Origin of the sequence: Streptacidiphilus cavernicola, from assembly GCF_042510955.1 — a bacterium.
In the GTDB taxonomy this organism is placed as follows: domain Bacteria; phylum Actinomycetota; class Actinomycetes; order Streptomycetales; family Streptomycetaceae; genus Streptacidiphilus; species Streptacidiphilus cavernicola.
Map to the genome: position 1 here is coordinate 335,288 of NZ_JBHFAB010000002.1, position 24,482 is coordinate 359,769.

Below are 24,482 nucleotides of genomic sequence, written 5' to 3' on the forward strand. Positions count from 1 at the left end.
ACCCCATGACCGTCGAATTCATCGGCATGATCGGCACCCGGGACGTCTCCGAGGTCCGGCCCCCGTCGGGACCGGTCGTCGACCCCGACTACACCCGCCGCTTCGCCCGTGCCCACGAGGAGGCCGGCTTCGACCGGATCCTGATCGGCTACGGCTCCAGCAGCCCGGACGGCGCCCAGGTCGCCGCGCACGTCGCCGCGCACACCGAGAAGCTCGGGCTGCTGGTCGCGCACCGCCCCGGCTTCGTCGCGCCGACCCTGGCCGCCCGCACCTTCGCCACCCTGGACCAGTTCTCCGGCGGCCGGGTCGCGGTCCACATCATCACCGGCGGCCACGACGCCGAGCAGCGCCGCGACGGCGACCACCTGCCCAAGGACGAGCGCTACGCCCGCACCGACGAGTACCTGGACGTCCTCAAGCGGGCCTGGACCGAGGACGAGCCGTTCGGCCTGGACGGCGACTACTACCGCTTCGCCGACTTCCACGCCGAGGTGAAGCCGGCTCAGAGCCCGCGCATCCCGCTGTACTTCGGCGGCTCCTCGCCCGCCGCCTACCGGGTCGGCGGCAAGCACGCCGACGTGTTCGCGCTGTGGGGCGAGCCGCTGGCGGAGACCGCCGAGCAGATCGCCTCGGTCCGCGCCGCAGCCCTCGCCGCCGGACGGACCACCCCGCCGCGGATCAGCGTCTCGTTCCGGCCGATCCTGGGCGCGACCGAGGACGCGGCCTGGGAGCGGGCGCACCGCATCCTGGAGACCATCAGGTCCCGTGGCACGGCCGGTTCTTTCGTCGGCAGCAGGCGCGACATCCTGCCGACCGGGCCCGGCGCCAACCCGCAGAACACCGGCTCGCAGCGGCTGCTGGCCGCCGCCGCCAAGGGCGAGCTGCACGACCGCGCGCTGTGGACCGCCCCGGCCGCCGCGACCGGCGCGGCCGGGAACTCGACCGCCCTGGTCGGCACCCCGGAGACGGTGGCGCAGGCGCTGCTGGACTACGTCGACATCGGCGTCACCACCCTGCTGATCCGCGGCTACGACCCGCTGGAGGACGTCGCCGACTACGGCGAGCGGCTGCTTCCGCTGGTCCGCGCGGGGGTCGCCCGCCGTGAGCGCGCCGCCGCGTCCGCACCGGTCGCGGTCGGCGGCGTCCGATGAGCGCCCCGGTCGCGAGCAGGACCGCGAGCTGGTACCCGCCCGAGAGCCTGGCGCAGCGCGGCACGGTGGTGCTGCTGCCGGGCCGGGGCGAGCACCCCGGCGTCTACGAGCGGCTCGGCCGACGCCTCTCCGCCGACGCCTACGCGGTGCACGTACTGGAGACGCCCGACCTCGGGCAGCTTCCCCCGGGCCCGGCCGCGCCGCTGGTGCTGGCCGGATCCGACACCGGCGCGCTGCGGGCCCTGGCCGCCGCCGCCGACCCGTCGGCGCGCTGGGACGGGCTGCTGCTGGTCGGCACCCCGACGGTGACTGACGCCGGGCCAGTGGCTGACACACCGTCACCCGGCGACTGGGAGGCTGAGTTGGCCGTCCGCACCGCCTGCCCGGCGCACCGGGGGCGGCTGGCGGCCGACCCCGGGTTCGACCGCGGCGCGCTGGCCGTCCCGGTGCCCGCCGAGCTGGCCGCGGCGGCGGAGGCGGCCGTGCCCCTGCTCGGCGGCCTGCCGGTGCTGCTGGTGCACGGCGAGGCCGACGCGGTGGCCCCGGTGGCCGGGACCCGGGCGCTGGCCGCCCGGCTGCCCCGTGCGGTGCTGGCCACCGTCGCCGACGGGAGGCACGACGCGCTCAACGACCTCTCCCACCGCAGCGTCGCGGCCACCGTCGTGCACTGGCTGGAGCGGCTCCGCACCGGCCCGCAGCTGCCCGTGCTCGTCACCGTCCGCGAGAACTGACCCCGTCCGTTCGCCCGAGGAGGCCCCCATGGCCCTGCACCCGCACTGGTACCTGCCCACCTCGGGCGACGGCCGGGACGTGGTCGGCTGGGCGCACTCGCGGATCGCCACCGCCGCGCCCCGCCCCACCGACCGCGCCCCGGGCATCGACTACCTCGCCGACGTGGCCCGCGCGGCCGAGCGCCTCGGCTTCGAGTCGCTGCTCACCCCGGCCGGGACCTGGTGCGAGGACCCCTGGATCACCACCGCCGCCCTGCTCAGGGAGACCCGCAGGATCGGCTTCGTGGTCGCGCTGCGCCCCGACGCGGTCACCCCCACCCTGGCCGCCCAGATGGCGGCCACCTTCCAACGGGTCTCGACCGGACGGCTGCGGCTCAACGTGGTCACCGGATCGGACGACGAGGAGCAGCACCGCTTCGGCGACTGGCTGGACCACGACGCCCGCTACGCCCGCACCGCCGAGTGGCTCCGGGTGCTGCGCGGGGCCTGGTCCGGCGAGCCCTTCGATTACGAGGGCGCGCACTACCGGGTCCGCGGCGCGACCGTCGCCGAGGCGCCCGACCCGGTGCCGCCGGTGTTCCTCGGCGGCTCCTCCGGGCCCGCGCTGGAGGCCGCCGCCGCCTTCGCCGACGTCCACCTCAGCTGGGGCGAGCCGCCCGGCGACCTGGCGCCGCGGCTGGCCCGGCTGCGGGAGCTGGCGCGGCGTCAGGGACGGCGGGTGGCCGCCGGGGTGCGGGTGCACGTGATCACCCGGGACACCGCGGCGGAGGCCTGGGCGCAGGCCGACCGGCTGCTGGCGGCGATGGACCCGGCCGCCGTCGCGCTGGCCCAGGCCCGCGCGGCCCGCACCTCCTCCGAGGGCCAGCGCCGGATGACCGCGCTGCACGGCGGCAGCCGCGAGGGCCTGGAGGTCTCGCCCAACCTCTGGGCCGGCTTCGGGCTGCTGCGCCGCCACGCCGGGACCGCCCTGGTCGGCAGCCACCAGCAGGTCGCCGAACGGCTCGCCGAGTACCACGCCCTCGGCGTGGAGCACGTCCTGCTGTCCGGCCAGCCGCACCTGGAGGAGGCCCACTGGTTCGGCGAGGGCGTGCTCCCGCTGCTCCGCCGCGACGGCCTGCTGGCCGACGGGCCCGCCGCACACCCGCTGCACTTCGTCCCCGTCCCGCGGTGACCGCACCGCACCGCACCGCCACGACCAGCACCACGACCACCTCGCCCCCGCCCTCGACCGACAAGGACTCCGACATGACCGTCACCAGCGACCTCACCGACACCCTCGCCCCCGCGGACCTGCTCCGCCGCACCCTGCGCCGCCACGCCGCGGGCGTCACCGTGCTGACGGTGCCCGGCCCGGCCGGCTTCACCGCGACCTCGTTCAGCTCGGTCTCGCTGGAACCGGCCCTGGTCTCCTTCTACCTCTCCCGCACCGCGTCCACCGCCGGGGCGGTGCTGGACGCCGACGTCTTCGCCGCGCACGTGCTCGGCGAGGACCAGCGCGCGATCGCGGAGCGCTTCGCCCGCAGCGGCGTCGACCGCTTCGCCGGGACCGGGTGGTCGCCGGGGCCGCAGGGGGTGCCGCTGCTGGACGGCGTCCCGGCCTGGCTGACGGCCCGTCCGGTGCTGCGGCAGCGGGTCGGCGACCACCTGCTGGTGGTCGGCGAGGTGCTGGCGGCGGGCGGTGACGGCGGCGCGGGACGGCCGCTGCTGCACCACGGCGGCGCGTTCGGTGCGTTCCGTCCGCTGAGCTGACCCAATACCCTGACGAATCAAGCCACTTGCTGCCATAGTGTCGGCCATGGGGGATTTCGTCGAGTTCAGCTTCGAGGACGGCACGAGCGTTCTGCTGGAGGTGTTCCAGCCGCCGGCCGGGGTGTCCGACACCACCGAGGAGGGCTTTCCCGGAGCCGCCGCCCCGATCAGCCCGGTCGGCCGCACCCACGACGTGGTGACCCAGGCCGGGCAGAAGCTGGAGGAGGTGCTCCGGCCGCTCGTCCCGGTGCTGGGCGCGGTCCGCAGCACTGTCAGCAGGCTTTCCCCGGACGAGGTGACGGTCACCCTCGGGGTGAAGCTGGCCAGCAACCTGCAGCTCGGCATCGTCGGCGGGCGCGGCGAGGCCAATCTGACCGTCGCCGCCACCTGGCGGCACCACCGGCACCAGGACGACGCGCACCCCGCCGAGGCGGACCAGGAACCCGATCCGCTGATCGAGGAGCCGGGGACGGAACCGCCCGACGCCGCCGCATGACCGGTCCGATGCCCCCCTGGCAGGACGACTCGTCGGTGGACCGGCCGATCCGCGAGGCGCGGGTGGCCGTCTACCGGGACGACGTGGTGGACTCCTTCGGCGGCGGCGTGCTACTGCCCGGCGGGCTGGTCGTCACCTGCGCCCATGTGCTCAACCTGGCCCTCGGACGGGACAAGTTCTGCCACCCGGCCCCGGTCGACCAGGGCGCGGAGATCCCGGGGATCCACCTGCTCGCCGCGCTCGACCCGGCGGCCGCATGCCGCCGGGTCCGGCTCCGCCGCTGGGTCCCCGCCGAGTCCGCGCCGGGGACGGCTCCGCGTCCCGACACCCAGCAGGACTGGCAGGGCGACCTGGCCCTGCTGGAGCTGGTGACCCGTCCCGCCGACCCGTCCCGGGCGCCCGGCTGGGGGCACGCGATGCGGGACGACCGGATCTTCGCCTGGTACGCCCGGGACCAGATCCGTCCGGTGGAGTCGGCGGTGCGGGCCGTGGCGGAGAGCTGGATCACCCTGGCCCAGCCGCCGGTCGGGGTCAGGTTCGGCGAGGGCCTCAGCGGATCGGCGCTCTGGCACCCGGACCGGCAGGAGATCCTCGGACTGGTCGTCAGCACCCAGGGGCCCTACGCCTTCGCCATCCCCACCCGGAAGGTCCTGGAGCGGCTGGGCGACGCCATCCCCGGCCTGGTCGGGCTGACCACGGCCGATCCGGAGCTGCTCGACCTGGTCAAGCAGGTGCTCACCGGGCCCCGGCAGGTGGCGGACTGCGCCCGCTGGCTCGCGCTCCAGCTTCCGCCGCCGATGGCTCCGCCGCCGGGCGTCACCGCCGAGTGGCTGGTCGGCCACAGCCAGCCCTGGGGAGACCGGGGCGTCTTCACCCTGCTCAAGGCCATGGAGGCGCACGCCGCGCTGGAGGAGCAGCGGATGACGGTGCGTGAGGCGATCCTGGAGCGCTGCCCCGACCTGGTGCTCACCGTGGTCGAGCACCGCGAGCTGGCCGAACTGCTGCTCCGGGCCGCCCCCGGGCTCGCCCTGGCCCCGCAGGAGCTGGTCCGGCTGGCGCACCCGCTGGGCCGGGAGCAGCTGGGGGCGCCGGCCGACCTGGCCGCCGCCGCGCGCTGCGTCGAGCCGTACGCGCACGGGGTGAACCAGGTCCCGGCGGTGCTCCGGCTGGTGGAGCACGCGGCGGCGCGGACCGACCGGCCCGGGGTCGGCAACCTGCTCCGGCTGTGGTCCAGCCGGGTGGCGCAGCGGATCGGGGTGGAGCAGGCCCTGCGCAGCATCCGCGAGGACGCCAGGGAGGCCTGCCGGTCGGCGGCCCAGCAGATCCGGCTCCAGGTCGAGCTGATCAAGGCCGACGAGGGCTACCGCTGGGTGGTCCAGCTCCGGGACCGGACCGGGGCGCTGCGGGTGCTGCGCCGCGAGCACACCCCCCGGGACCTCCAGCAGATCGCCGCCGAACTCGCCCTGATCATCGATCAGCAGCAGGCCGCGCCGGGACCCGACCTGATGATCGCGTTCCTGGTCGAGCCGGAGCAGCTCGGCCTGGAACCGGAGTGGTGGGAGCTGATGCCCTACCCCCAGGTCCGCAAGGGGATGGGCACCCTGCACCCGGTGCTGCTGCGGCGCCCGCGCGCCTGGCGCAGGCGTCCGGTCGACCGGCAGCGCTGGGACCGGTTGGACCAGGCCCCGCCGCTGCACCTGGACGGCGCGGACGGGCCGACCGATCCGGGCGAGCTGTTCGACCGGCTGGCGGACGACCCCGGCACCGGCTGCATCGCGGTGGCCCTGGAACAGACCCTGGCGCTCGCCCTGGTCTGCGTCGCCGCCGGGGAGGGGGTCCCGGCCGTGCTGTGGCTGCGCGCGGCCGAGGGCGACGGCCTGGCCGCCCCGCTGCACGACTTCCTGCACGGCTGCGGGCCGGAGAGCCTGCGCACCCTGCCCGAGCAGGTGCGGCTGGAACGCCGCAGCTCGGCGCCCCGGAACGGGCTCCCGCCCCGGCTCGGCCACCGCCTCGCACTGATCTGGGAGGACCCGGAATGGCCCTTCCCCGACCCCGACCTGACCGCACCGCTTCCCCTGGAGGGATGACATGACCACCGCCTCGCAGTGGCGGATCTTCCGGGGGGACGGCTCCGCCCGCGACAGCTCCGTCCCCTGGCCCGCCGCGCCGCCCTGGCGCCGTTTCGACTCCGCGCCCGCCGCCGAGCAGCGGCAGGTGGTCTACTGCACCGACGAGCGCGAGGCCGACGTGGTCAACGCGGCCCTGCACCTGCACCGGCCGCTGCTGGTCACCGGCCGTCCCGGCACCGGGAAGTCCTCGCTCGCCTTCGCGGTGGCGCAGGAACTCGGCCTGGGCGAGGTGCTGCGCTGGCCGGTGAACAGCCGGACCACCCACACCGACGGCCTCTACCGCTACGACGCCCTGGCCCGGCTGCGGGACAGCCAGTTCCGCGAGGAGGAGCCGTCCATCGGCGACTACCTCCAGCTCGGCCCGCTCGGCACCGCCCTGGCCGACAGCACCCCGGGCCGCCCCCGGCTGCTGCTGATCGACGAGATGGACAACGCCGACCCCGACCTGGCGAACGACCTGCTGGTGGTCTTCGAGGAGGGCGAGTTCGAGATCCCCGAGCTGTCCCGGATCCGGGACCGGTCCGCCCCGGTCCCGGTCCGGCTGTGGGGCTCGGACGAGCGGGTGGAGATCACCGCCGGGCGGGTCCGCTGCTCGCAGTTCCCGGTGGTGGTGATCACCGGCACCGGGCAGACCGACTTCCCCCCGGCGTTCCTGCGCCGCTGCGTGCGGCTGGAGCTGGGGCCGCCCAAGGAGGACCGGCTCCGGCGGATCCTGGAGGCCCACCTCGGCCCCGGCGCCGTCGCCGACCAGGAGGTCGGCGAGCTGATCCGGACGTTCCTGCGGCTGCGCGACACCGAGGCGCAGGAGCTGTCGACGGACCAGCTGCTCGGCGCGGTGCACCTGCGGCTCGGCGGGGTCGGGCTCGATCCGGAGCTGCTGCGCACGGCCGTGCTGCGGCCGCTCGACGAAGCCGACCCGCAGTGACCCCGGCCGACCGGCTGCGGGAGGCGCTGGAGCTGCAGGACGCGCGGACCGGCCTGCCCGAACTCCTGGACGTCCTGTGGCTGGCCGGCTCGCTGTCCCGGGACGACGGCTCGGTCGCCGCCCGCTGGGCCGACGGCGGGCAGGGCGGCGACACCGCCCCGGCGGGCGGCGGCGGGGGCGACCTCGCTGACACCGCGTCACCCGGCGACTCCCCGCTCGGCGCCGAAGGGGCGGGCACCCCGGTGCACGCCCCGGTCCCGGCCCCCGGCTCGGCCCGGGTCGGCCGGAGCGCGCTGGTGCCCGGGGCCCGAGCGGTGCCGGGACCGGTCCGGCTGCGCCGGGCGCTGGCGCCGCTCAGACGCCGCACCGCCGCGGGCTGGGCCGCCGAGCTGGACGAGACCGCCACCGCCGAGCGGATCGCCCGCACCCAGACCGTCGAACCGGTCTTCCACACCCGCACCGTCCGCTGGACCGACCTGGTGCTGGTGGTGGACGACTCGGTGTCGATGCGGCTGTGGCAGGACCTGGCGAAGGAGCTGCGGCGGCTGCTGGTCGGCCTCGGCGCCTTCCGCCGGATCACCGTGCTCGGCCTGGACGGCGACAGCGCCGAGCAGGTCGTGCTGCACGAACGCCCCTTCGGGCAGCGGACCGCCCGGCCGCCCGCGCTGACCGGACGGCCGCACCCGCCGGTGGTGCTGGTCCTCACCGACGGCGTCGGCGCGGCCTGGCGCTCCGCCGCCGTCCCCGAGCTGCTCACCGCGTGGGCGGCCAGGGCCGGGGTCGCCCTGGTGCAGCCGCTGCCGCCGACGCTCTGGTCCGGCACGGCCCTGCGGCCGGTCCGCCGCAGCCTGCGCGCGACCACCCCGGCCTCCACCAACGCCGGTCTGGTGCAGCAGAGTTCACCGCTGCACCAGGATTCCGACGGGATCGCGGGGCATCCGCTGCCGGTGCTGGAGCTCACCGCCGCGCAGCTCGGCGGCTGGGCCGCGCTGACCGCGCAGGGCGGCTCCGCGCAGCTGTCCGTGGTGGACAGCCGCGGCATCGGCCGGGCCGAGCCCGGCGCGCCGCGGCACGAGGACCCGGAGCAGCTGCTGAACTCCTACCGCGCCGGGGCCTCCCCCGAGGCGTACCGGCTGGCCACCCACCTGGCCACGGTGGAGCCGCTGACGCTGCCGGTGATGCGGGTGGTGCAGGCGGCGGTGCTGCCGGGCAGCCACCCGGGAATCCTGGCCGAGGTGTTCCTCAGCGGACTGCTGAGCACCGACGCCGACAGCCCGCCCTCGGCCGAGGCCGTCTACGCGCTCCGCCCCGGCCTGGACGGGCTGCTGCTCTCCGCGGTGGGCGTCGGCGAGGGGCTGGACACCCTGCGCGCGGTCTCGGCGTTCTTCGAGCGGCCGACCGGTCGGCCCGCGTCCATGCGGGTGCTGCTGGGCGATCCCGAGGGCGGCGTCGGCATCGCCGCCGGGGGACGGCCGATGGCCGAGGTCGGCGGCCCCTTCCTGCGCTACCTCGGGGTGCTCCCCGCGGTGGGCGCCTCGTCCGGCGACGACGACGCCGAGCCGTCCGCGTCCAGGGTGCGGGCGCCGTCGGTCGCCGACGCCCTGGAGGCGGCGCTGGCCGAGGAGCGGCTCCGCTCCGGGGCGCTGCACCCCGCGGTCACCGCCCTGGAACTGCGGCTGGCCGAGGAGGTGGCCGGGTGGGGCCCCTACCCTCGGGTCGCCGCGCTGGTCGGCCACATCCTGGAGGCCGCGCGCCGGACCGGCGGCCCCGCGCCGGAGTTCCAGGCCGGGCTGGAACGGATCACGGCCCGGCTCGCCGAGCGCGACGAGCACGGCGAACTCCTGGGCCGGGCACTGGCGGTGGCGACCGCGCTGAACCGGGTCCGGGAGGTGCAGCCGCTCGACTGGCTGACCGCAGCGGTGAGCACCCGCAAGTCGGACCGCGGCGTCCGCGGCCCGCTCAACGCCCTGCTGGATCTGACGGCCCGTCCGGACGCCGACCCGGCCGAGCTGCGCGAGCTGCTGGCGGACCTCGCCCGCGCCCTGGGCTGCCTGGCCGAGGCGGCGGCCTACCGACGCACCGTCAGCCCCCGGCGGACCGTGGTCGATCCGGATCTGACCAGCTGGCGGGCCGACACCAACCGGCCGGTCTTCTTCCTCAGCTACGCCCACTCCGGGGGCATCCGGCACGAGGAGTCCGACCCCTTCCCGCAGCAGGTGTTCCGGGACCTGAGCAGCGCCGTCAGCGAGCTCTCGGCGATCGGCGACGGCGGCCCGGTGGCCTTCATGGACCGGGGGATCCAGCTGGGCGAGGGGTGGGAGCAGCGGATCTCCGAGGCGGTGGCGCAGTGCCGGGTGTTCGTCCCGCTGTACTCGCCCCGCTACTTCCGCTCCGTCGCCTGCGGGCAGGAGTGGAGCGCCTTCACCTCGCGCGACATCCTCCGGGCGCCGCGGTCCGACGGCAGACCCAGCGGCGTGGTGCCGGTGCTGTGGGTGCCCACGCCGTTGAGCAGCCTGCCCCCGGTCGCCCAGCGGCTGCAGTTCAACCACGGCGACTTCGGCGACTCCTACGGGAGCGAGGGCCTCTACGCCCTCGCCAAGCTGAACTACTTCCGGTCGGACTACGAGCTGGCGATCCACCGGCTGGCCCAGCAGATCGTCCGGGTCGCCGAGCAGACCGACGTCATCCCCGGACGCCCCCGGAACCTGATGGACTACCCGAGCGCCTTCGCCGACCCGTCCGAAGGACGGGAGTTCCTGGTGCTGGTGCTCTCCGCCGACGAGCCCGCCGACTGGCGTCCCTACGGCGACGACGATCCGCCGGTCGCGGAGCGGGCCGCCCGGGTGGTCCGGGACCTGGGGGCGACCCCGGTGGTCCGCACCTTCGAGGCCGAGGCGCCGATGCAGCTGCGGAACCCGGTGGCGCCCGGGGTCCTGCTGATCGACCGCCGGGCGCTGCTCGACCGGGAGAAGCGCGACCTGCTGCTGCGCTTCCTGGAGCGGGTACCGCCCTGGATCGGCGTGCTCTGCCCCCGGGTCCCGGACGGCACGGCTCCGGACGACACAGCCTCGGACGACACGGCCTCGGACGAGGCGGACCGGCTCGCGGCCGCCCTCCTCCCCCGCGCGGACGACCTGTCCACCCCCCGCGACTTCACCACGGTGCTGGCCCAGCTGATCACCCGGACCCGGCAGGCCTTCGACACCCGGGACCTCGCTCCCGACTAGCGCCCTCCGGTCAGAGCCCGCCGCCGGTCGGCGGACGACCGGTCAGAACCCGCCCCGGCCAGCGCCCGCCCCCGGTCAGAGCCCGCCACCCTCGCCGAAGACCGGGCCGAGCACCAACCCCGCCGCCCCCAGCGCCACCGCCAGCTCCCCCGCGCGGGCGACCGACACCTCCACCCGCTGCCAGTCCGGGTCCGGCAACCGCTGCCGCAGCACCGCTGCGACCGTGCCCCGGTAGCGCTCGGGGTCGGCCAGCACGGTACGGCCGCCGAGCACCACCTCGTCCAGGTCCAGCAGCCGGACCAGGTTGGCGACCCCGACACCCAGCAGCTCCGCGGCGCGCTCGCCGTCCCCCACCGCCAGCGCGGCAGCGCACAGCGCCTCCAGGCAGCCGTGACTGCCGCAGGCGCAGCGCGGTCCGGCCAGGTCCAGCACCTGGTGGCCGAACTCCCCGGCGTTGGTGCGGGCCCCGCGCTGCACCGTCCCGCCCAGGGCGAGCCCCGCGCCGAGGCCGTCGTCCAGGTAGACGAACGCGCGGTCGGCGGAGCCGGGCTGGCTGAGCACCCCGGCGGTGGTGTCCTTGTCGACCACGACGCCCGCGCCGGGCGGCAGGTCGAGCCGGGCCGCCAGCTCGTCCCGCAGCGCGACCCCGTCCCAGCCGGGCCGTCCGGTGACCTGGTGCAGCACGCCGGTGGTGTGGTCCAGCGGCCCGGGGCAGGCCAGCCCGACGCCGAGGACCTGCTCCCGGGGCCGATCGGCCAGCAGCTCGCCGACCGCCGCGGCCAGCTGGTCCAGGGTGCGCGACGGGGTGGCGCCGGGGGCGAGCGGCAGCAGCCGGGACGCGGCGACCCCGCCGCCGAGGTCGACCAGGACCAGGGTGGCGGCGTCCCGGTGCAGCTGCGCGCCGACCACCCAGCGGGACTGCGGCACCAGCCGCAGCAGCGTCCGCGGCTTGCCGCCGGTGGACGGGCCCTGCCCGGCGGCGGTGATCAGTCCTTCGGCGGCCAGCCGCTGCACGATCTTGCTGACCGCCTGCGCGGTCAGTCCGGTCGCCGCGGCCAGCTCGACCCGGCTGGTCTCCTCCGCGGCGCGGATCCGTCCGAGGACGGCGGCGGCGTTGTGGTCGCGCAGCGCGGTGAGGTTGGCCATAAGTTCATTATGCCGGAGCTTGCCACTTTCTCCACAGTGTTGTTTAACTGGTCCCATGGCAACTACCTCCCCCGCTTCCCCCTCCCCGCTCCGGGTCGGACTGATCGGCTACGGCGTCGCCGGCGCGGTCTTCCACGCCCCGCTGATCACCGCCACCCCCGGCCTCGAACTCGCCGCCGTGGTCTCCCGCAATCCGGAGCGGCAGGCGCAGATCCGCCGCGACCACCCGGGCGCGACGGTGCTGGACGACGTCGAGCAGCTCTGGACCGCCGGGCTCGACCTGGTCGTGGTGGCCTCCCCCAACCGCACCCACGTCCCGCAGGCCACCGCCGCGCTGGAGGCGGGCCTCGCGGTGGTGGTGGACAAGCCGCTGGCGGCCACCGCCGCCGAGGGGGAGGCGCTGGCCGCGCTGGCCGAGCAGCGCGGGCTGGTGCTGAGCGTGTTCCAGAACCGGCGCTGGGACGGCGACTTCCGCACCGTCACCGAGCTGGTGCGGTCCGGGAAGCTGGGCCGGGTGCACCGCTTCGAGTCGCGGTTCGAGCGCTGGCGCCCGCAGCTCAAGGGCGGCTGGCGCGAGCTGGGCGACCCGGCCGAGGCCGGCGGCCTGCTCTACGACCTGGGCAGCCACCTGGTCGACCAGGCGCTGACCCTGTTCGGCCCGGTCTCCGAGGTCTACGCCGAGCTGGACTGCCGCCGCCCCGGCGCGCAGGCGGACGACGACGCGTTCGTCGCCCTGCGGCACGCCGACGGCACCCGCTCGCACCTGTGGATGAGCGCGGTGGCCGGCAGCCTCGGCCCGCGCTTCCGGGTGCTCGGCAGCGAGAGCGCCTACGTGGTGGACGGCCTGGACGGGCAGGAGGACGCGCTGCGCGCGGGCGGCACCCCGGCCGACCCGGACTGGGGCGCGGTCGCCCCCGCCGACTACGGTCGCCTCGGCGCGGGCGACGACGCCGCCCCCTTCCCGACCCTGCCCGGCGCCTACCAGGACTACTACGCGGGCGTGGCCGAGGCGGTACGCGGACTCGCACCCGTCCCGGTGCAGCCGCGGGACGCGGTGGCGGCGCTGACCGTGCTGGCGGCGGCCCGCCGCTCGGCCGTCGAGCAGCGGACGGTGTCGCTGTGACGACACCCCGGACCCCGGCGGGGGCCGCGTCGCAGACGCCTCCGCAGACCGCTCCGCAGGCACCTCCGCAGACGCCGGAGCTGGAGCAGCAGGAGCGCGAGCTACGGCTGACCCGGTTCGACAACGACGACGCCTGGCGGCTGGGCAGCCTGCTGGTCGGCCTGGCCCGCGAACGCGGCCTCGGCGTCACCGTGGACGTGCGGCGCGGCGAGCAGCAGCTGTTCCACTGCGCGCTGCCCGGCACCAGCGCCGACAACGACGCCTGGATCGAGCGGAAGATCCGGGTGGTGCGCCGCTACGGCGAGAGCTCCTACCTGGTCGGGCAACGCTTCCGCGACAAGGGCGGCAGCTTCGAGGAGAAGTCACGGCTCGACCCGGACCGCTTCGCCGCCCACGGCGGCGCGTTCCCCCTGCACGTCGCCGGAGTCGGCGTGGTCGGCACGGTAGCGGTCTCCGGCCTCCCCCAGGTCGAGGACCACCTCCTGGTGGTCGAGGGCCTGACCCGCTTCCGCTCCGAACAGCCCTGACCGACCGACAGCGGGACCGCGCCGGCATCGGCGTCAGCAGGCCAGCATCTTCTGGACGGCCTGGCGGGTGACCCCGAGTTCGCGGGCGATGTCGGACTGGGAGACGCCCTGGTCGAGCAGGGACTGCATCAGGTCGCGCCGTTCGGCGGAGAACTCGCGGGCCAGGCGGGTGTGGTGGATCGCCTGGGCCCGCGCCTCCTTGATCCGGGCGAAGGTGGATTCATACCGGGAGAGGTCCTTGGTGGTGGTCATGGCCTCATGGTGACAACTGGGGGTTGTCAATGTCAACCACCAGTTGTCAATCTACCGAGGGCCCGTCCGCGAAGGGCTCGTCCGCGGCCTGCTCCCGCTCCAGCGCGCGGACCAGGGCGGCGAAGCCGGTCTCGACGCCATCGAGGGAGCCGCCGGTGCGCCAGTGCACCAGGAAGCCGCGCAGGACCGCCAGGACCATCGAGGCGACCTCCTGCTTCCGCCGGTCCGACCACTCCTCCGGGCAGATCGAGAGCAGCGCGGGCAGGTAGAGCGCGGACGACCCGCGCCCCAGCTCGCCGTACCGGTCCGCGTCGTACATCGCCAGGCCGATGGCCTGGTCGAGGGCCAGTTGCCCGCTGTCGTCGCTCGTCAGCACCGGCCACATCGACCGGACCCGGTCCGCCAGCGAGGCGTGCTCCGGCCCCTGCGCGGCGGCCAGCGCGCCGTCGATGCGCCGACCCCGCAGCTCCACAACGACCTGCCGGAGCAGGTCGTCCACGCCGTCGAAGTGGTAGAGCAGCACCTTGTGCGTGGTGTCGGCGGCCCGCGCGGCACGCCGGAGCGAGAAGTCGACCAGGCCGTTGACGGCGACGTCCCGGATCACCCGGTCGAGCAGGTCGCGCCGCCGGGCCTCGCCCCGCTTCGTGCCGGTCGAGCGCCGGTAACCGCCGCCGGCACGGCCTTCCGGATCGTGCTCCAGGTCCTGTTCCACACCGCAGATCATGTCAAAGTCCGAAGCCTCTGGCATCAAAGTGAACCACGTGGTTCACTTTATTTCAGGATGACATCCGGTCCACACGGGGAGGTCGTTGTGCGGTTGTCCACGGAACGGCAGAAGATCAGCTTCACCAGCGGCGACGCCGAGTGCGCCGCCTGGCACTATCCGGGGGCCAACCGCGGCTGCGTGGTCATGGCCTCCGGGACCGCGGTGACCAAGGAACTGGGCACCGACGCCTTCGCGAAGCGGTTCAATGACGCCGGGTTCGCCGTCCTCGCCTTCGACTTCCGCCACCTGGGCGAGAGCGGCGGCGAGCCGCGCCAGGTCGTCCGGATCCGGGAGCAGATCAACGACTGGCAGGCCGCCATCGGCTGCGCCGCCGGACTGCCGGGCGTCGACCCGGACCGGATCGCGGTCTGGGGGTTCTCGCTGGCCGGCGGCGAGGTGCTGGAGGTCGCGGCCCGCAACCCGCACCTGGCCGGAGCCATCGCGCAGATGCCGCTGGCCGACGGGCGGGCGGTCACCCCGAACGCGCTGCGGCACTCGACCCCCTGGGCGCTGCTGCGGCTGTCCGGCCTGGCTGTCCTGGACGCCCTCGGCAGCCTGGTCGGCCGCGCACCGCTGCTGGTCCCGGCGGCCGGGAAGCCCGGCGAGGTGTCGGCGCTCACCACGCCGGACGCCATGGACGGCGCCCGCGCGCTCGACCCCGACGGCATCCACACCGACTGGCAGCCGATGGTCGCCGCCCGGTCCGCACTGCTGCCCGGCCTCTACCGGCCGATCCGGCAGGCGTCTAAGATCCGCGGCCCGCTGCTGGCGGTGGTCTGCGAGCAGGACCGGTCGGTGCTGCCCGACCCCGGCATCCGTGCCGCCCGATTGGCCCCCCGCGGCGAACTGGTGCTGGTGCCGGGGACGCACTACGCGCCGTTCCTGGCCGCGCACGAGCAGGCCGTCGAGGCCGAACTCGGCTTCCTGCGGCGGCACCTGCTCGGTGAGATCCCCACTGACCCGGCGTCAGAACTGCGGCAGGGCGACCGGGTATGAGCGGCGACGGCGGGACCGAGCACGAACTCGACCATGAGGTCGAGCACGAAGTCGAGCTGTCGGCGGGCACGGTCGCCTACCGGGACACCGGCGGGGACGGTCCGGTGGTCGTGCTGCTGCACGGGCTGCTGATGGACTCCTCGCTCTGGGACGGGCCGGTCGCCGACCTCGCCGCCGACCACCGCTGCCTGGCGCCGACCCTGCCGTTCGGCGCGCATCGGCACCCGGTGCGCGCCGACGCCGACCTGTCGCTGCCCCGGGTGGCCGTGCTGGTCGCGGAGTTCCTGGACGCGCTGGACCTGCGCGACGTCACCCTGGTCGGCAATGACACCGGCGGCGCGGTGGCCCAACTCCTGCTGGGAACACGGCCCGAGCGGGTGGGACGGGCGGTGCTCGCCTCCTGCGAGGCGTTCGACAACATCCCGCCGGGGCTGACCGGCCGGACCCTGGCCCTGGCCGGCAGGCTCTCCCCCGGGCTGTTCGGCCTCTTCATGCAGCAGCTGCGGCTCCGCGCGGTGCGGCGGCTGCCGATCGCGTTCGGCTGGCTGACCCGGCGCGGGGACCCGGCCACCGCCCGGTGGATCAGGCCGGTGCTGGAACAGCCGGAGATCCGCCGCGACGCGGTACGGGTACTGCGCGCGGCGCTGGCGGACCGGGAGGTGATGGTCAGGGCCGCCGAACAACTGTCGGGCTTCGACCGTCCGGCGCTGGTGGTCTGGGCCCACGGCGACCGGGTGATGCCGCCGGAGCACGGACGGCGGCTCGCCGAGGTGCTCCCGCAGGGTCGGCTGGTCGAGGTCGACGACAGCTACACCTTGATCCCGCTCGACCAGCCAACCGAACTGGCCCGACTGATCCGGGAATTCATCGCCAAGCCCGAGTAGGGCCGCCCGGCGGACGGGGATGGGCCCGGTGGCTCAGTCCTGGTCCGCCGCCGCGGGGTCCGAGCGGAGGACCGCGTCGATCTCGGCCAGTTCCTCAGGGGTCGGCGCCCACTGCCCGGCGGCGGCGTTGGCGCGGACCTGTTCGGCCGTGCTCGCCCCGGCGATGACCGAGCCGCAGCCGGGCCGCGCGGCCAGCGCACCCACGCCGATCTCCAGGACGCTCCGGCCGTGCGCCTCACCCCAGGCGGCGAGACGCTCGACCGCGTCCAGACCGGCCTCGGTCACCCGTTCGGGCCGCGACTCCAGCCGCGAGCCCGCGGGCACACCGGTGGCCCGGCGCACCTTCCCGGTCAGCAGGCCGTTGGCGAGCGGGAAGTACGGCAGCACACCGAGGCCGTAGTGCACTGCCGCGGGCACCACCTCCCGCTCCACGCCGCGCTCCAACAGCGACCACTCGTTCTGCGCCGAGACGAACGGGACCGCGCCGGTCTCCCGGGCGACGTGCGCGGCCTCGGCGATCTGCCAGCCGGCGAAGTTGGAGTGCCCGAGGTAGCGCACCTTGCCCTCGCGCACCAGTTCGCTGAGCGCGGCCAGGGTCTCGGCGATCGGGGTGCGCGGGTCGGGGGTGTGCAGTTGGTAGAGGTCGATGTGGTCGGTCTGCAGGCGCCGCAGCGACTCCTCGACCGCGCGCCGGATGTAGGCACGCCCGCCCTTGGCCCCGGCGGCGGCCCCGTAGCCCATGTCCACCCCCTGGTGGCCGAACTTGGTGGCCAGCACGACCTCGTCCCTGCGCCCCTTCAGCGCCTGGCCGAGCAGCGTCTCCGAGCCGCCCCGCGCGCCGTACATGTCGGCGGTGTCGAAGAGGGTCACCCCGGCGTCGAGCGCCGCGTCGACCACCGCGCGGGTCTGCGCCGCGTCGAGGCGCCCGCCGAAGTTGTTGCAGCCGAGTCCGACCGCGGAGACCAGGAGCCCGCTGTCGCCGAGCGTTCGATAGTCCATGGAGCCACTCTAGTTTCCGGCGGCTCACGACAGCCCCGCTCGCCTACGCGAGCGGGGTGGACCAGTGCTCGAGTGCACGCTCGGCGAGGAATCGGACGAGTCGTAGGTCCGCCGAGAGCTCCCGCGCCTCCCGACCGAACGGGCTGAGCAGTCCCTCGGCCGGGACCGGCATCGGCTTGCGCAGGCCGCCCCCTCCCTCCTTCATGTGCACGATCCGGTTCCTGAGGGTGTAGACGCGCTCCGACACGGGCCCGCGCGGATCCTGGCTGGCGACAGGGCCTCCGGACTGGTCCCTTTCAAGAGCGGGGACTTCCTTGATGACCCTGGGATCGCTCAGCGTCGCGAAGAGATCAGGGCCCTTGAGGAAGCCCACGAGCTGGTCCCGGGTCACGGCGAGGTCGATGACGGCATCGAGGGCGCCTTGCTCGGTAGTCAGCTCTTTACGCCGGAACGGTGATACCGCCTTTGCGGCGGCGGCGCCCTGGGCTGCGGCAGCCGTGTCCATGGCCCTGCGCATGTAGAACTCCAGCACCTGGTAGTACTTCAGGTACCGCTCGGCAGGATCACGGGCCAGCGAGTTCCCCGCGCTGTACAACTCGGCGGGGTAGTCGTCGTACTGACGGCCCGGAAAGCGAAGACGCCTCGGGCGCGAGGCCTCCCACCGGCTACCGATCCGGTGTTCGGCGTTCCACAGGCGCAGCGACACGCCTGTCGCTTTGCCCAGGCCGAAGAGGTACGAGGTGCCGTACACGACCAGCGTCCGTTCCGCGGCGGCCTGGTCAGTGGCGCTGACTCCCGACAGCTCGAGTGCCGGGAAGGCGCCGTCGCCCGCCCGGACCCGGTAGAGCAACGTCAGCTCCTGCGGCACGGAGACCAGGCGGATGGCCAGAGCGGGGTCGCCGGCGGCTCCTGGCTCACGGCTCACGGAGAACACCCCGCTCTGGGCCAGCATCCCCGCCACGTCGCGGGCCAGGCCGCTGTCCGGCCTGACCGGCCGCGCCCTCCCACCGCCCATCTCCTGCGCCACCGCACTGTGCAGTTGGTCGTAGTCGCCGACGAGACGAGCCCGGATCACCTTCTGCTGGTGGTACCAGACCGCATGATGCCCCGGCAGGGGAGCCGCCGAGCCGATCATCCGAGTGATGCCGTCGACCTGTAAGGCAGAGCCAAGGCGTACGGTGAGTCCGCCGGCGTCCATGAAGACGATCCGGGCATTGCCGCCCACCCCTCGACCCCCCTGCCAGTGGACCTGGACGTCGGTGCGGTCCTTCACCAGATCCCGCAGACTCTCGACCGCCTCGCGGTAGGTGGGCGTCGGGTCCTCGTACCAGCTCCCGCCGTCGTCCCAGTCGTCCTCGAAGTCATCGTCATCAGGCGCGATACCCACCACCACGATCCTCTCAACCGCACCGACGACCGGTGGATCGCCGGTCATGGCCGCTATTGAACCAGTCCGAGCGGGGCACGGGGCTAGGCGGTGCCGGGGGTGGGCGGCGTGGAACCGGCCGCCGCGGCTGCCTGGGCGGCGCGGACCGAGGCGATGGCGGTGAACGCAGCCGCCAGCTGGGTCTCGGTGCCGGGCTTGTCGATGCCGAGGTCGGCCAGGACGCCGCTGCCGTCCTCCAGTTCGAGCAGGGCGAGCAGCAGGTGCTCGGTGCCGATGTAGTTGTGCCCGAGCCGCAGTGCCTCCCGGAAGGTGAGCTTCAGCACCCGCTGCGACGCCGCGTCGTAGGGGATGAGCGCGGGCAACTCGGCGGCCCGGCCCGGCAGGGCAGCGACGGCGGCCCTGCGGACGTCCTCCTCCGAGACGCCCTGGGCGGTGACCGCCTGCGCGCCCAGGCCCTCGGGCTCGGCGAACAGGCCGAGCACCAGGTGCACCGGGGCGATCTCGTCGTTGCCGACCGCGCGGGCCTCGTTCTGCGCGGCCATCACCACGTTGCGGGCCCGGGAGGTGAACCGGCTGAAGCCCTGGCTGAAGTCCAGCTCGACCGGCTCGTTCGAGCCCTTGGCGACGAACCGCTTCTGCGCGGCCTGCTTGGTGACGCCCATACTGCGGCCGATCTCGGTCCAGGACGCGCCCGAGCGGCGGGCCTGGTCCACGAAGTGGCCGATCAGGTGGTCGGCGATCTCGTCCAGGTGCGCCGCGGCGAGGACCGCGTCGGCGAGTTGGTCGAGGGCGTCGGAGTGGACCTTCTTGATGGCCTCGATCAGGTCGTCGAGGCGTACCGGATTCGTCATCTGGACGGGATTCTCCATGCGTCAACCTTAGGTTGACCCTGCTCCCATCGTCAACCCTTGGATGACGCTGTTTTGATCTGACGGTCCATCCGATCTCAGCCGAGGGTGCGGGCGGTCTGTCCGGTGGACAGGGTGCCGACCACGGTGAACGCCGTGCCCGGCTTGGCCGCGCGCAGCGCCAGCGTCCGGGTCGGGACGGCGGTGGACGGCACGCTGACGCCGCCCTGCACCCCCAGCCGGGTGACCTCGCGGCTGCCCGCGGCGAGCAGGTAGCCGTGACCGCTGCCCGGCGCCTGCCACCAGGTCCCGGCGACGACGTACTGCTCGTAGCGGCTACAGGCCCGGCCCTGCGGCTGGACGGCGGTGGTGAGCGCGGCGGGCTCGGGGCCCTGCGCGCCGGTCGGGGCGAGGAACTGGGTGGCAGCGGAGCCGCTGCCGTCCCAGCGGTCGGCGCGGGTGCAGGTCCACAGCGCGGTGCCGCCGGTCTCGGGCAGCGGCTGCGAGGCGAACTCCCAGGCGTTGACCGACTTCACGTCCTGTCCGCGCAGTGCGGCGAGGCCGCAGCCGAGGCGGGCCCAGACCAGCAGCGCGTCCGTCCCGGTGGCCTCGCGCGGGTAGTTGGCCGGCACCCCGGCGACCGGCGGCGGGGTGAAGGTCAGATGCGCGGCGGTGACCCCGCCGAGGTCGGTGAGCAGGAAGGCGTGGTGCTCGGCGATCACCGACGAGGAACGCAGCTGCAGCACCGGCCAGCGGGCGCAGCCGCTGCTCGGCGGCGCCGGGACGGCGGCGGTCACCCCGTCCGCCGGGACCAGGTCCTGGGCCGGGGTGTCGGGCGCACGCAGGTCGCGGAGCTGCACCGTGTCCACCCAGGGCGCGATCAGGAAGCGGTCGCCCGCGGTGCTGCTGCGCAGCAGCACCGCACCCGCGGTGGTGACGTCCGACTCGTCGCTGCGGGTGAGTCGGAGCTGCTCGGGGTCGGCGGCGGTGGGGTGGTCGGGACGGGTGTAGCGGGCCAGCTCGGTGCCGTCGTCGAGCAGGACCACGTCGGCGCCGTCCAGATGGCCGGACCAGAGCAGCCGCGGGGCCTGCGCGGGCGGCTCCGGCACGGCGCCGGGCATGGCCAGGACCAGCGGGGCGGGTGACTGCGTCGCGGGCGGGGGCGGCGCGAGCCGGGGCGTCGCGAATGACGGTGTCGCGGGCGGGTGCGATGCGGCGCCGTCCCAGCGTGCGGCTCCGTCCCAGAGGGTGAGCGCGCGGGTGAGCAGTGCCTGGTCGGTGAGGCGGTTGCCGCGGGCGGGCCAGGCGGTGAAGTCGATCCGGGCGGTGTGCCGCCAGCCGTCGGCCGGGACCCGGACCAGGTCGGCGGTGGTGAAGCCGCCGACCGCGGGGACGGCGGAGCCCGCCGCGGGGGCCGAGCCCGACGACGGGGCGCTCGCGGAGTCGGGGGCCGAGCCCGGCAGCAGCAGCGCCAGCACGCCCGCGACGGCCAGCGCCGCCAGCGCGCCCAGGCCGACCCGGGTGCGGCGACGGCGGCGCAGCAGGTCGGTGGGCCGGGCCTGTACCGCGCAGGGGTCGAAGTCGGCGGCGGCGAGGGCGTCCGGCGGGTGCTCCGCGCCCAGCCGCAGCGCCCGGCGCAAGGCCGGACCGGGGTCGTCGACGCCGACCAGGACCAGCAGTTGCGCTGCGGCTTCCTGGCTCAGGCCCTCCAGCGCGAGCAGGGCGTAGGCGGCGCGATCGGCGGCAGGCAGCCCGGTGAGCGCGCGTTCGAGGGCGAGGCTCTCGGTTCCGCTGCTGGAGGGGAACAGGGTCAGGCCCCAGGTCCGCGGCAGCAGCGCGGGGCGGCTGCGCCTGGCACCGCTGCGGAGCGCGGCGGCGAGGACGGTGGCGCGGAGGTGCGCGTAGGCGGCGTCCGTGGGGGCGGGGGCGGGGGCGGTTTCCGCCGCGCCTGAGGAGTCCTGGTCCGCGGCGCGCTGCACGGACCCGAGGGTCGGCACAGGAGCAGAGCGGGGTACCGGGACGGCCGGGTGGTGGCTGGTGAGCAGGTCGGGCAGCCGGTTCGGCAGGGCCTGCTGCACCAGCGCGTGCGCGGCCAGCACCCGACGGTGCCGGTCCAGCGTGCCCGGCAGGACGGTGTAGGCGAGCCGGGCCAGCCGCGAGTAGTGCAGCACGAGCGCCGCTTCTGCGGCGGCGACCCCGGGCCTGCCGTGCCGCGCGGGCGCGGAGCGCGGGGGCTCCGTGACGGACTGCGGCGTCGGCTCCGGCGTTGGCACCGCCGCCGGTCCCGACTCCTGCTCGGGCCTCGGCTTCGGCCTTGGCCTCGGCACCGTTGCCGACTGCGGCGTGGGCGCGGGATTCTCGGCCCGAGGGGGGTCCGCCTGGGGCCGGGGCCTCGGGGTGGGCTTCGGGTGGGGCTTGGTGGAGCCGGTCCGGCCGTTCCTTGGCTTGTGCTGGCGGGCCATGCGTCGCATCTCCTCGTCGGCGTGTCGGCGTGTTCGCGCTGCCGGGGCCCGTCCCGCACCCGCGACACTCCGCTCAACGAGTGATTGGTGCGATGGTCACTCTTTCCGTTCGTGCACGAGCAGCCCGGCGACCGACAGCGCGCCCCAACCCACCGAGACGGCAACGGCCTTGGCCCGGGTGCCGCGCCCCGGCAGCGTGCCGCCGAGCAGCACCGCGTCGCCCAGGTCGGCGGCGATCCGGAGCAGCGTGGCGGCGGTGAGCGCGGGCCCGGCCGGGGCGGTGAGCATGGCGATGCCGCTGGCGGCGTCCCGCCAGCCGAGCGGGCGCAGCGAGACCGCCGTCGCCGGGGCGGTGCGGCCGTCCGGGTCCACCAGGCCGGAGGGCCGGGCCAGCAGGTCGGGGCGGGCGGCGACCGCCAGGCCGTAGAGGGCGGTGGCGGCGCCCACGCCGCGGAGCAGGTTCACCCGCACAGGGGAATCCTCCGATCATCGGGTCACATTGTACGTACAGAAAGGAATTGAGCCGGAGGCTCGACCGAAAATCCTCTCCATCTTCTCGTTCGGAGTAGCAGGCAGCTTGGATTGGTCCCTTTTTCCACAGGTTCTGAGAATATCCGCGGATTCCTACCCCCATGGTGCTTGACGTGCCGTGCTGACGGCGATTCACTTCCCTTGGCCGCAGGTCGAACATTTTCGCCCGGTGACTTCAGCCGCACGTCGACGCATTCGTCGAGTCCCGCTGCAACTCCCGGCCGTCCACCTGCCCATGGCCCCAAACCACTCTCGGCCAAGGAGCACTCATGTCCCTCGACACTCCCCCGTCCGAAACCGAAGCAGAAGCCGACACCCCGTCAGGGCTGTCCCGGCGCGGCCTGATCAGGAACGCGGCGGGCGCCGGCGCGGCCACCCTCGCCGCGGGCGCGCTGCTCAGCGCGGCCACCGGCATCGCCGAGGCGGCCGAGCCCGGCCACGCCCCGGCGGGCGCCGCCCACGAGGCCCCGGCGAACGGCGCGGAGACGCTGATCGTGCATGTGCGCGACGTGCGGACCGGCGAGATCGACATCTTCCACGGACACCACCACCGCACCGTGCGGGACCGGGCCCTCACCGCGGCCCTGCTGCGCGCGGCCGGCTGAGCCGGAGCCCACCGGCGAACCAGCCCGGCCGCTCGGCCGCCGGGGCCGTTCGCGCCCACCCACCCCCGCACAACTCCCGCCCCGCCACACCCCTGTGAGGACCCCTCATGTCGTCCCATCGCGAAGCCCCCGAGATCTCCAAGGACCCGGTGGCGGACAGCACCGACGTCTATGCCTTCGTCAGCCCCGACGCCTGCGACACGGTCACCCTGATCGCCAACTACATCCCGTTGCAGGGCGCGGCGTCAGGTCCGAACTTCTTCGAGTTCGGCGACGACGTGCTCTACGAGATCCACATCGACAACAACGGCGACGGCCGCCCGGACGTCACCTACCAGTTCGCCTTCACCACGCACCTGCGGAACACCGACACGTTCCTCTACAACACCGGGCCGATCACCGCGCTCGACTCCCCCAGCTGGAACCGCTACCAGACCTACACCCTGACCCGGGTCGAGTCCGGCGGCCGGCACACCGTGCTGGGCAAGAACCTGACCTGCCCGCCGTGCAACATCGGCCCGCTGTCCACGCCCGACTACGCCTCGCTGGCCACCGCCGCGGTGCACTCGGTCGGCGGTCGCAAGGTCTTCGCCGGGCAGCGCGCGGAGGGCTTCTACGTCGACCTCGGCTCGATCTTCGACCTGGGCAACCTGCGTCCGTTCCAGCAGCTGCACAACCAGTTCGGGCTGAACGCGTTCACCCAGCCGGCCCCGGGGGTCAACACCACCAACGAGCTGAACGTGCACAGCCTGGCGCTGCAGGTGCCGATCGCCGAGCTGACCCACCGCGGCTACCACGGCAGCGACGTCACCAACCCGGCCGCCACCATCGGCGTCTGGACCACCGCCAGCCGCCGCCAGGCCCGGGTGATCGCGCCGCGCAGCGGCAAGGACCACGAGTCCGGCCCGTACGTCCAGGTCTCCCGGCTGGGGAACCCGCTGTTCAACGAGGTCCTGGTGCCGATGGCCAAGAAGGACCTGTGGAACTCGCTCACCCCGGCCGACGACAAGGAGTTCGCGTCGTACGTGGCCAAGCCGGAGCTGGCGAACCTGCTGCCGGTGCTCTACCCGGGCGTCTTCCCGAAGCTGGACGCGCTCAACAAGTCCGGCAAGGCCAGGGCCGACCTGCTCGCCATCCTGCTCACCGGCATCCCGGCGGGCGTGGTCCCCGGCTTCCAGAACTTCACCGGGACCACCCAGGCCGACATGCTGCGGCTCAATGTCGCGGTGCCGCCGACCGCCAAGCCGAACATCCTGGGCCTGGTCGCCGGGGACGCGGCCGGCTTCCCCAACGGCCGCCGGGTCTTCGACGACGTGGTCACCGTGGAGCTGCGCGCCATCGCCGGGATCACCGTGCCGCTGGTCGACAAGACCTACACCCCGGACGCCGCCGCCGGTGCGGTCACCGACGGGCTCACCCCGGCCGACGTGAAGAACCCCTACCTGGACCACTTCCCCTACCTGGGCGTGCCGTACGACGGTTACCACAACCCGTCCTGACCCGTCCCACCACCGGCGGCGCGGCCCGGACTCCTCACCGGGCCGCGCC

At 74.7% G+C, this 24,482-nt stretch carries 22 protein-coding genes; 14 read left to right on the top strand and 8 right to left on the bottom strand.

Annotated elements, in window-relative coordinates:
• The first annotated feature begins 5 nt into the window (after positions 1-5).
• From ACEZDE_RS03730 to ACEZDE_RS03765, 8 genes are all read left to right on the top strand, one after another.
• Positions 6-1,151, top strand: a complete 1,146-nt coding sequence (locus ACEZDE_RS03730; RefSeq protein WP_380532003.1) for an LLM class flavin-dependent oxidoreductase — start codon at positions 6-8, stop codon at positions 1,149-1,151.
• Positions 1,148-1,882 carry an alpha/beta hydrolase gene (locus tag ACEZDE_RS03735; protein WP_380532006.1) on the top strand — a complete coding sequence of 245 codons (735 nt, stop codon included), beginning with the start codon at positions 1,148-1,150 and terminating at the stop codon, positions 1,880-1,882. The genes ACEZDE_RS03730 and ACEZDE_RS03735 overlap by 4 nt, the downstream gene beginning before the upstream one ends.
• 28 nt (positions 1,883-1,910) lie before the next feature.
• Entirely contained in the window at positions 1,911-3,053 is a 1,143-nt protein-coding gene (locus ACEZDE_RS03740) for an LLM class flavin-dependent oxidoreductase (protein ID WP_380532009.1), read from the top strand.
• A gap of 74 nt (positions 3,054-3,127) precedes the next feature.
• Positions 3,128-3,631, top strand: a complete 504-nt coding sequence (locus tag ACEZDE_RS03745) for a flavin reductase family protein (RefSeq protein WP_380532353.1) — start codon at positions 3,128-3,130, stop codon at positions 3,629-3,631.
• Positions 3,632-3,677: 46 nt separating this feature from the next.
• Positions 3,678-4,127 (top strand): CU044_2847 family protein, encoded by a 450-nt coding sequence (locus ACEZDE_RS03750; RefSeq protein ID WP_380532012.1) that lies wholly within the window; start codon positions 3,678-3,680, stop codon positions 4,125-4,127.
• A gap of 8 nt (positions 4,128-4,135) precedes the next feature.
• The gene (locus ACEZDE_RS03755; protein ID WP_380532015.1) at positions 4,136-6,214 is read left to right on the top strand and encodes a hypothetical protein; all 2,079 of its coding nucleotides are present in this window, start codon (positions 4,136-4,138) and stop codon (positions 6,212-6,214) included.
• Position 6,215: 1 nt separating this feature from the next.
• Positions 6,216-7,181 (top strand): AAA family ATPase, encoded by a 966-nt coding sequence (locus ACEZDE_RS03760; RefSeq protein WP_380532018.1) that lies wholly within the window; start codon positions 6,216-6,218, stop codon positions 7,179-7,181.
• Entirely contained in the window at positions 7,178-10,408 is a 3,231-nt protein-coding gene (locus ACEZDE_RS03765) for a TIR-like protein FxsC (protein ID WP_380532020.1), read from the top strand. Before ACEZDE_RS03760 ends, ACEZDE_RS03765 begins: the two co-directional genes overlap by 4 nt.
• Before the next feature lie 75 nt (positions 10,409-10,483).
• Here ACEZDE_RS03765 and ACEZDE_RS03770 read toward each other — a convergent pair whose 3' ends face one another.
• Positions 10,484-11,554, bottom strand: coding sequence for an ROK family transcriptional regulator (locus tag ACEZDE_RS03770; protein WP_380532023.1), 1,071 nt, complete (start codon positions 11,552-11,554; stop codon positions 10,484-10,486).
• Between the two features lie 55 nt (positions 11,555-11,609).
• On the opposite strand from ACEZDE_RS03770, the gene ACEZDE_RS03775 reads away from it, so the two are divergent.
• Positions 11,610-12,677 carry a Gfo/Idh/MocA family oxidoreductase gene (locus ACEZDE_RS03775; RefSeq protein WP_380532025.1) on the top strand — a complete coding sequence of 356 codons (1,068 nt, stop codon included), beginning with the start codon at positions 11,610-11,612 and terminating at the stop codon, positions 12,675-12,677.
• A complete protein-coding gene (locus ACEZDE_RS03780) occupies positions 12,674-13,204 on the top strand; it encodes a heme-degrading domain-containing protein (RefSeq protein WP_380532028.1) in 531 nt (176 codons plus the stop codon). Before ACEZDE_RS03775 ends, ACEZDE_RS03780 begins: the two co-directional genes overlap by 4 nt.
• 33 nt (positions 13,205-13,237) lie before the next feature.
• On the opposite strand, the gene ACEZDE_RS03785 is transcribed toward ACEZDE_RS03780, so the two are convergent.
• Positions 13,238-13,456: a hypothetical protein gene (locus tag ACEZDE_RS03785; RefSeq protein ID WP_380532031.1), complete on the bottom strand. Its 219-nt coding sequence runs from the start codon at positions 13,454-13,456 to the stop codon at positions 13,238-13,240.
• Between the two features lie 46 nt (positions 13,457-13,502).
• A complete protein-coding gene (locus ACEZDE_RS03790; RefSeq protein ID WP_380532034.1) occupies positions 13,503-14,168 on the bottom strand; it encodes a TetR/AcrR family transcriptional regulator in 666 nt (221 codons plus the stop codon).
• A gap of 105 nt (positions 14,169-14,273) precedes the next feature.
• Between ACEZDE_RS03790 and ACEZDE_RS03795 the strand changes: the two genes are divergently transcribed.
• Both ACEZDE_RS03795 and ACEZDE_RS03800 read left to right on the top strand, forming a co-directional pair.
• The gene (locus ACEZDE_RS03795) at positions 14,274-15,218 is read left to right on the top strand and encodes an alpha/beta hydrolase (protein ID WP_380532037.1); all 945 of its coding nucleotides are present in this window, start codon (positions 14,274-14,276) and stop codon (positions 15,216-15,218) included.
• Positions 15,215-16,102 (top strand): alpha/beta fold hydrolase, encoded by an 888-nt coding sequence (locus tag ACEZDE_RS03800; RefSeq protein WP_380532040.1) that lies wholly within the window; start codon positions 15,215-15,217, stop codon positions 16,100-16,102. Before ACEZDE_RS03795 ends, ACEZDE_RS03800 begins: the two co-directional genes overlap by 4 nt.
• Positions 16,103-16,135: 33 nt before the next feature.
• Here the strand turns inward: ACEZDE_RS03800 and ACEZDE_RS03805 are convergent, their stop codons facing one another.
• The 5 genes from ACEZDE_RS03805 to ACEZDE_RS03825 form a co-directional block, all read right to left on the bottom strand.
• Positions 16,136-17,101, bottom strand: coding sequence for an aldo/keto reductase (locus tag ACEZDE_RS03805; RefSeq protein WP_380532043.1), 966 nt, complete (start codon positions 17,099-17,101; stop codon positions 16,136-16,138).
• Positions 17,102-17,144: 43 nt separating this feature from the next.
• The gene (locus tag ACEZDE_RS03810; RefSeq protein WP_380532046.1) at positions 17,145-18,536 is read right to left on the bottom strand and encodes a hypothetical protein; all 1,392 of its coding nucleotides are present in this window, start codon (positions 18,534-18,536) and stop codon (positions 17,145-17,147) included.
• A 35-nt stretch (positions 18,537-18,571) separates the two neighbouring features.
• A complete protein-coding gene (locus tag ACEZDE_RS03815; protein ID WP_380532049.1) occupies positions 18,572-19,357 on the bottom strand; it encodes a Clp protease N-terminal domain-containing protein in 786 nt (261 codons plus the stop codon).
• A 77-nt stretch (positions 19,358-19,434) separates the two neighbouring features.
• On the bottom strand, positions 19,435-21,507 hold the full coding sequence (locus ACEZDE_RS03820) for a hypothetical protein (protein ID WP_380532052.1): 2,073 nt from the start codon (positions 21,505-21,507) through the stop codon (positions 19,435-19,437).
• 387 nt (positions 21,508-21,894) lie between these two features.
• On the bottom strand, positions 21,895-22,269 hold the full coding sequence (locus ACEZDE_RS03825) for a hypothetical protein (protein ID WP_380532055.1): 375 nt from the start codon (positions 22,267-22,269) through the stop codon (positions 21,895-21,897).
• Positions 22,270-22,598: 329 nt separating this feature from the next.
• Here ACEZDE_RS03825 and ACEZDE_RS03830 point away from each other — a divergent pair, with 329 nt between their 5' ends.
• On the top strand, positions 22,599-22,934 hold the full coding sequence (locus tag ACEZDE_RS03830) for a hypothetical protein (protein WP_380532058.1): 336 nt from the start codon (positions 22,599-22,601) through the stop codon (positions 22,932-22,934).
• Positions 22,935-23,041: 107 nt separating this feature from the next.
• Positions 23,042-24,433, top strand: coding sequence for a DUF4331 domain-containing protein (locus tag ACEZDE_RS03835; protein ID WP_380532061.1), 1,392 nt, complete (start codon positions 23,042-23,044; stop codon positions 24,431-24,433).
• Positions 24,434-24,482 lie beyond the last annotated feature (49 nt).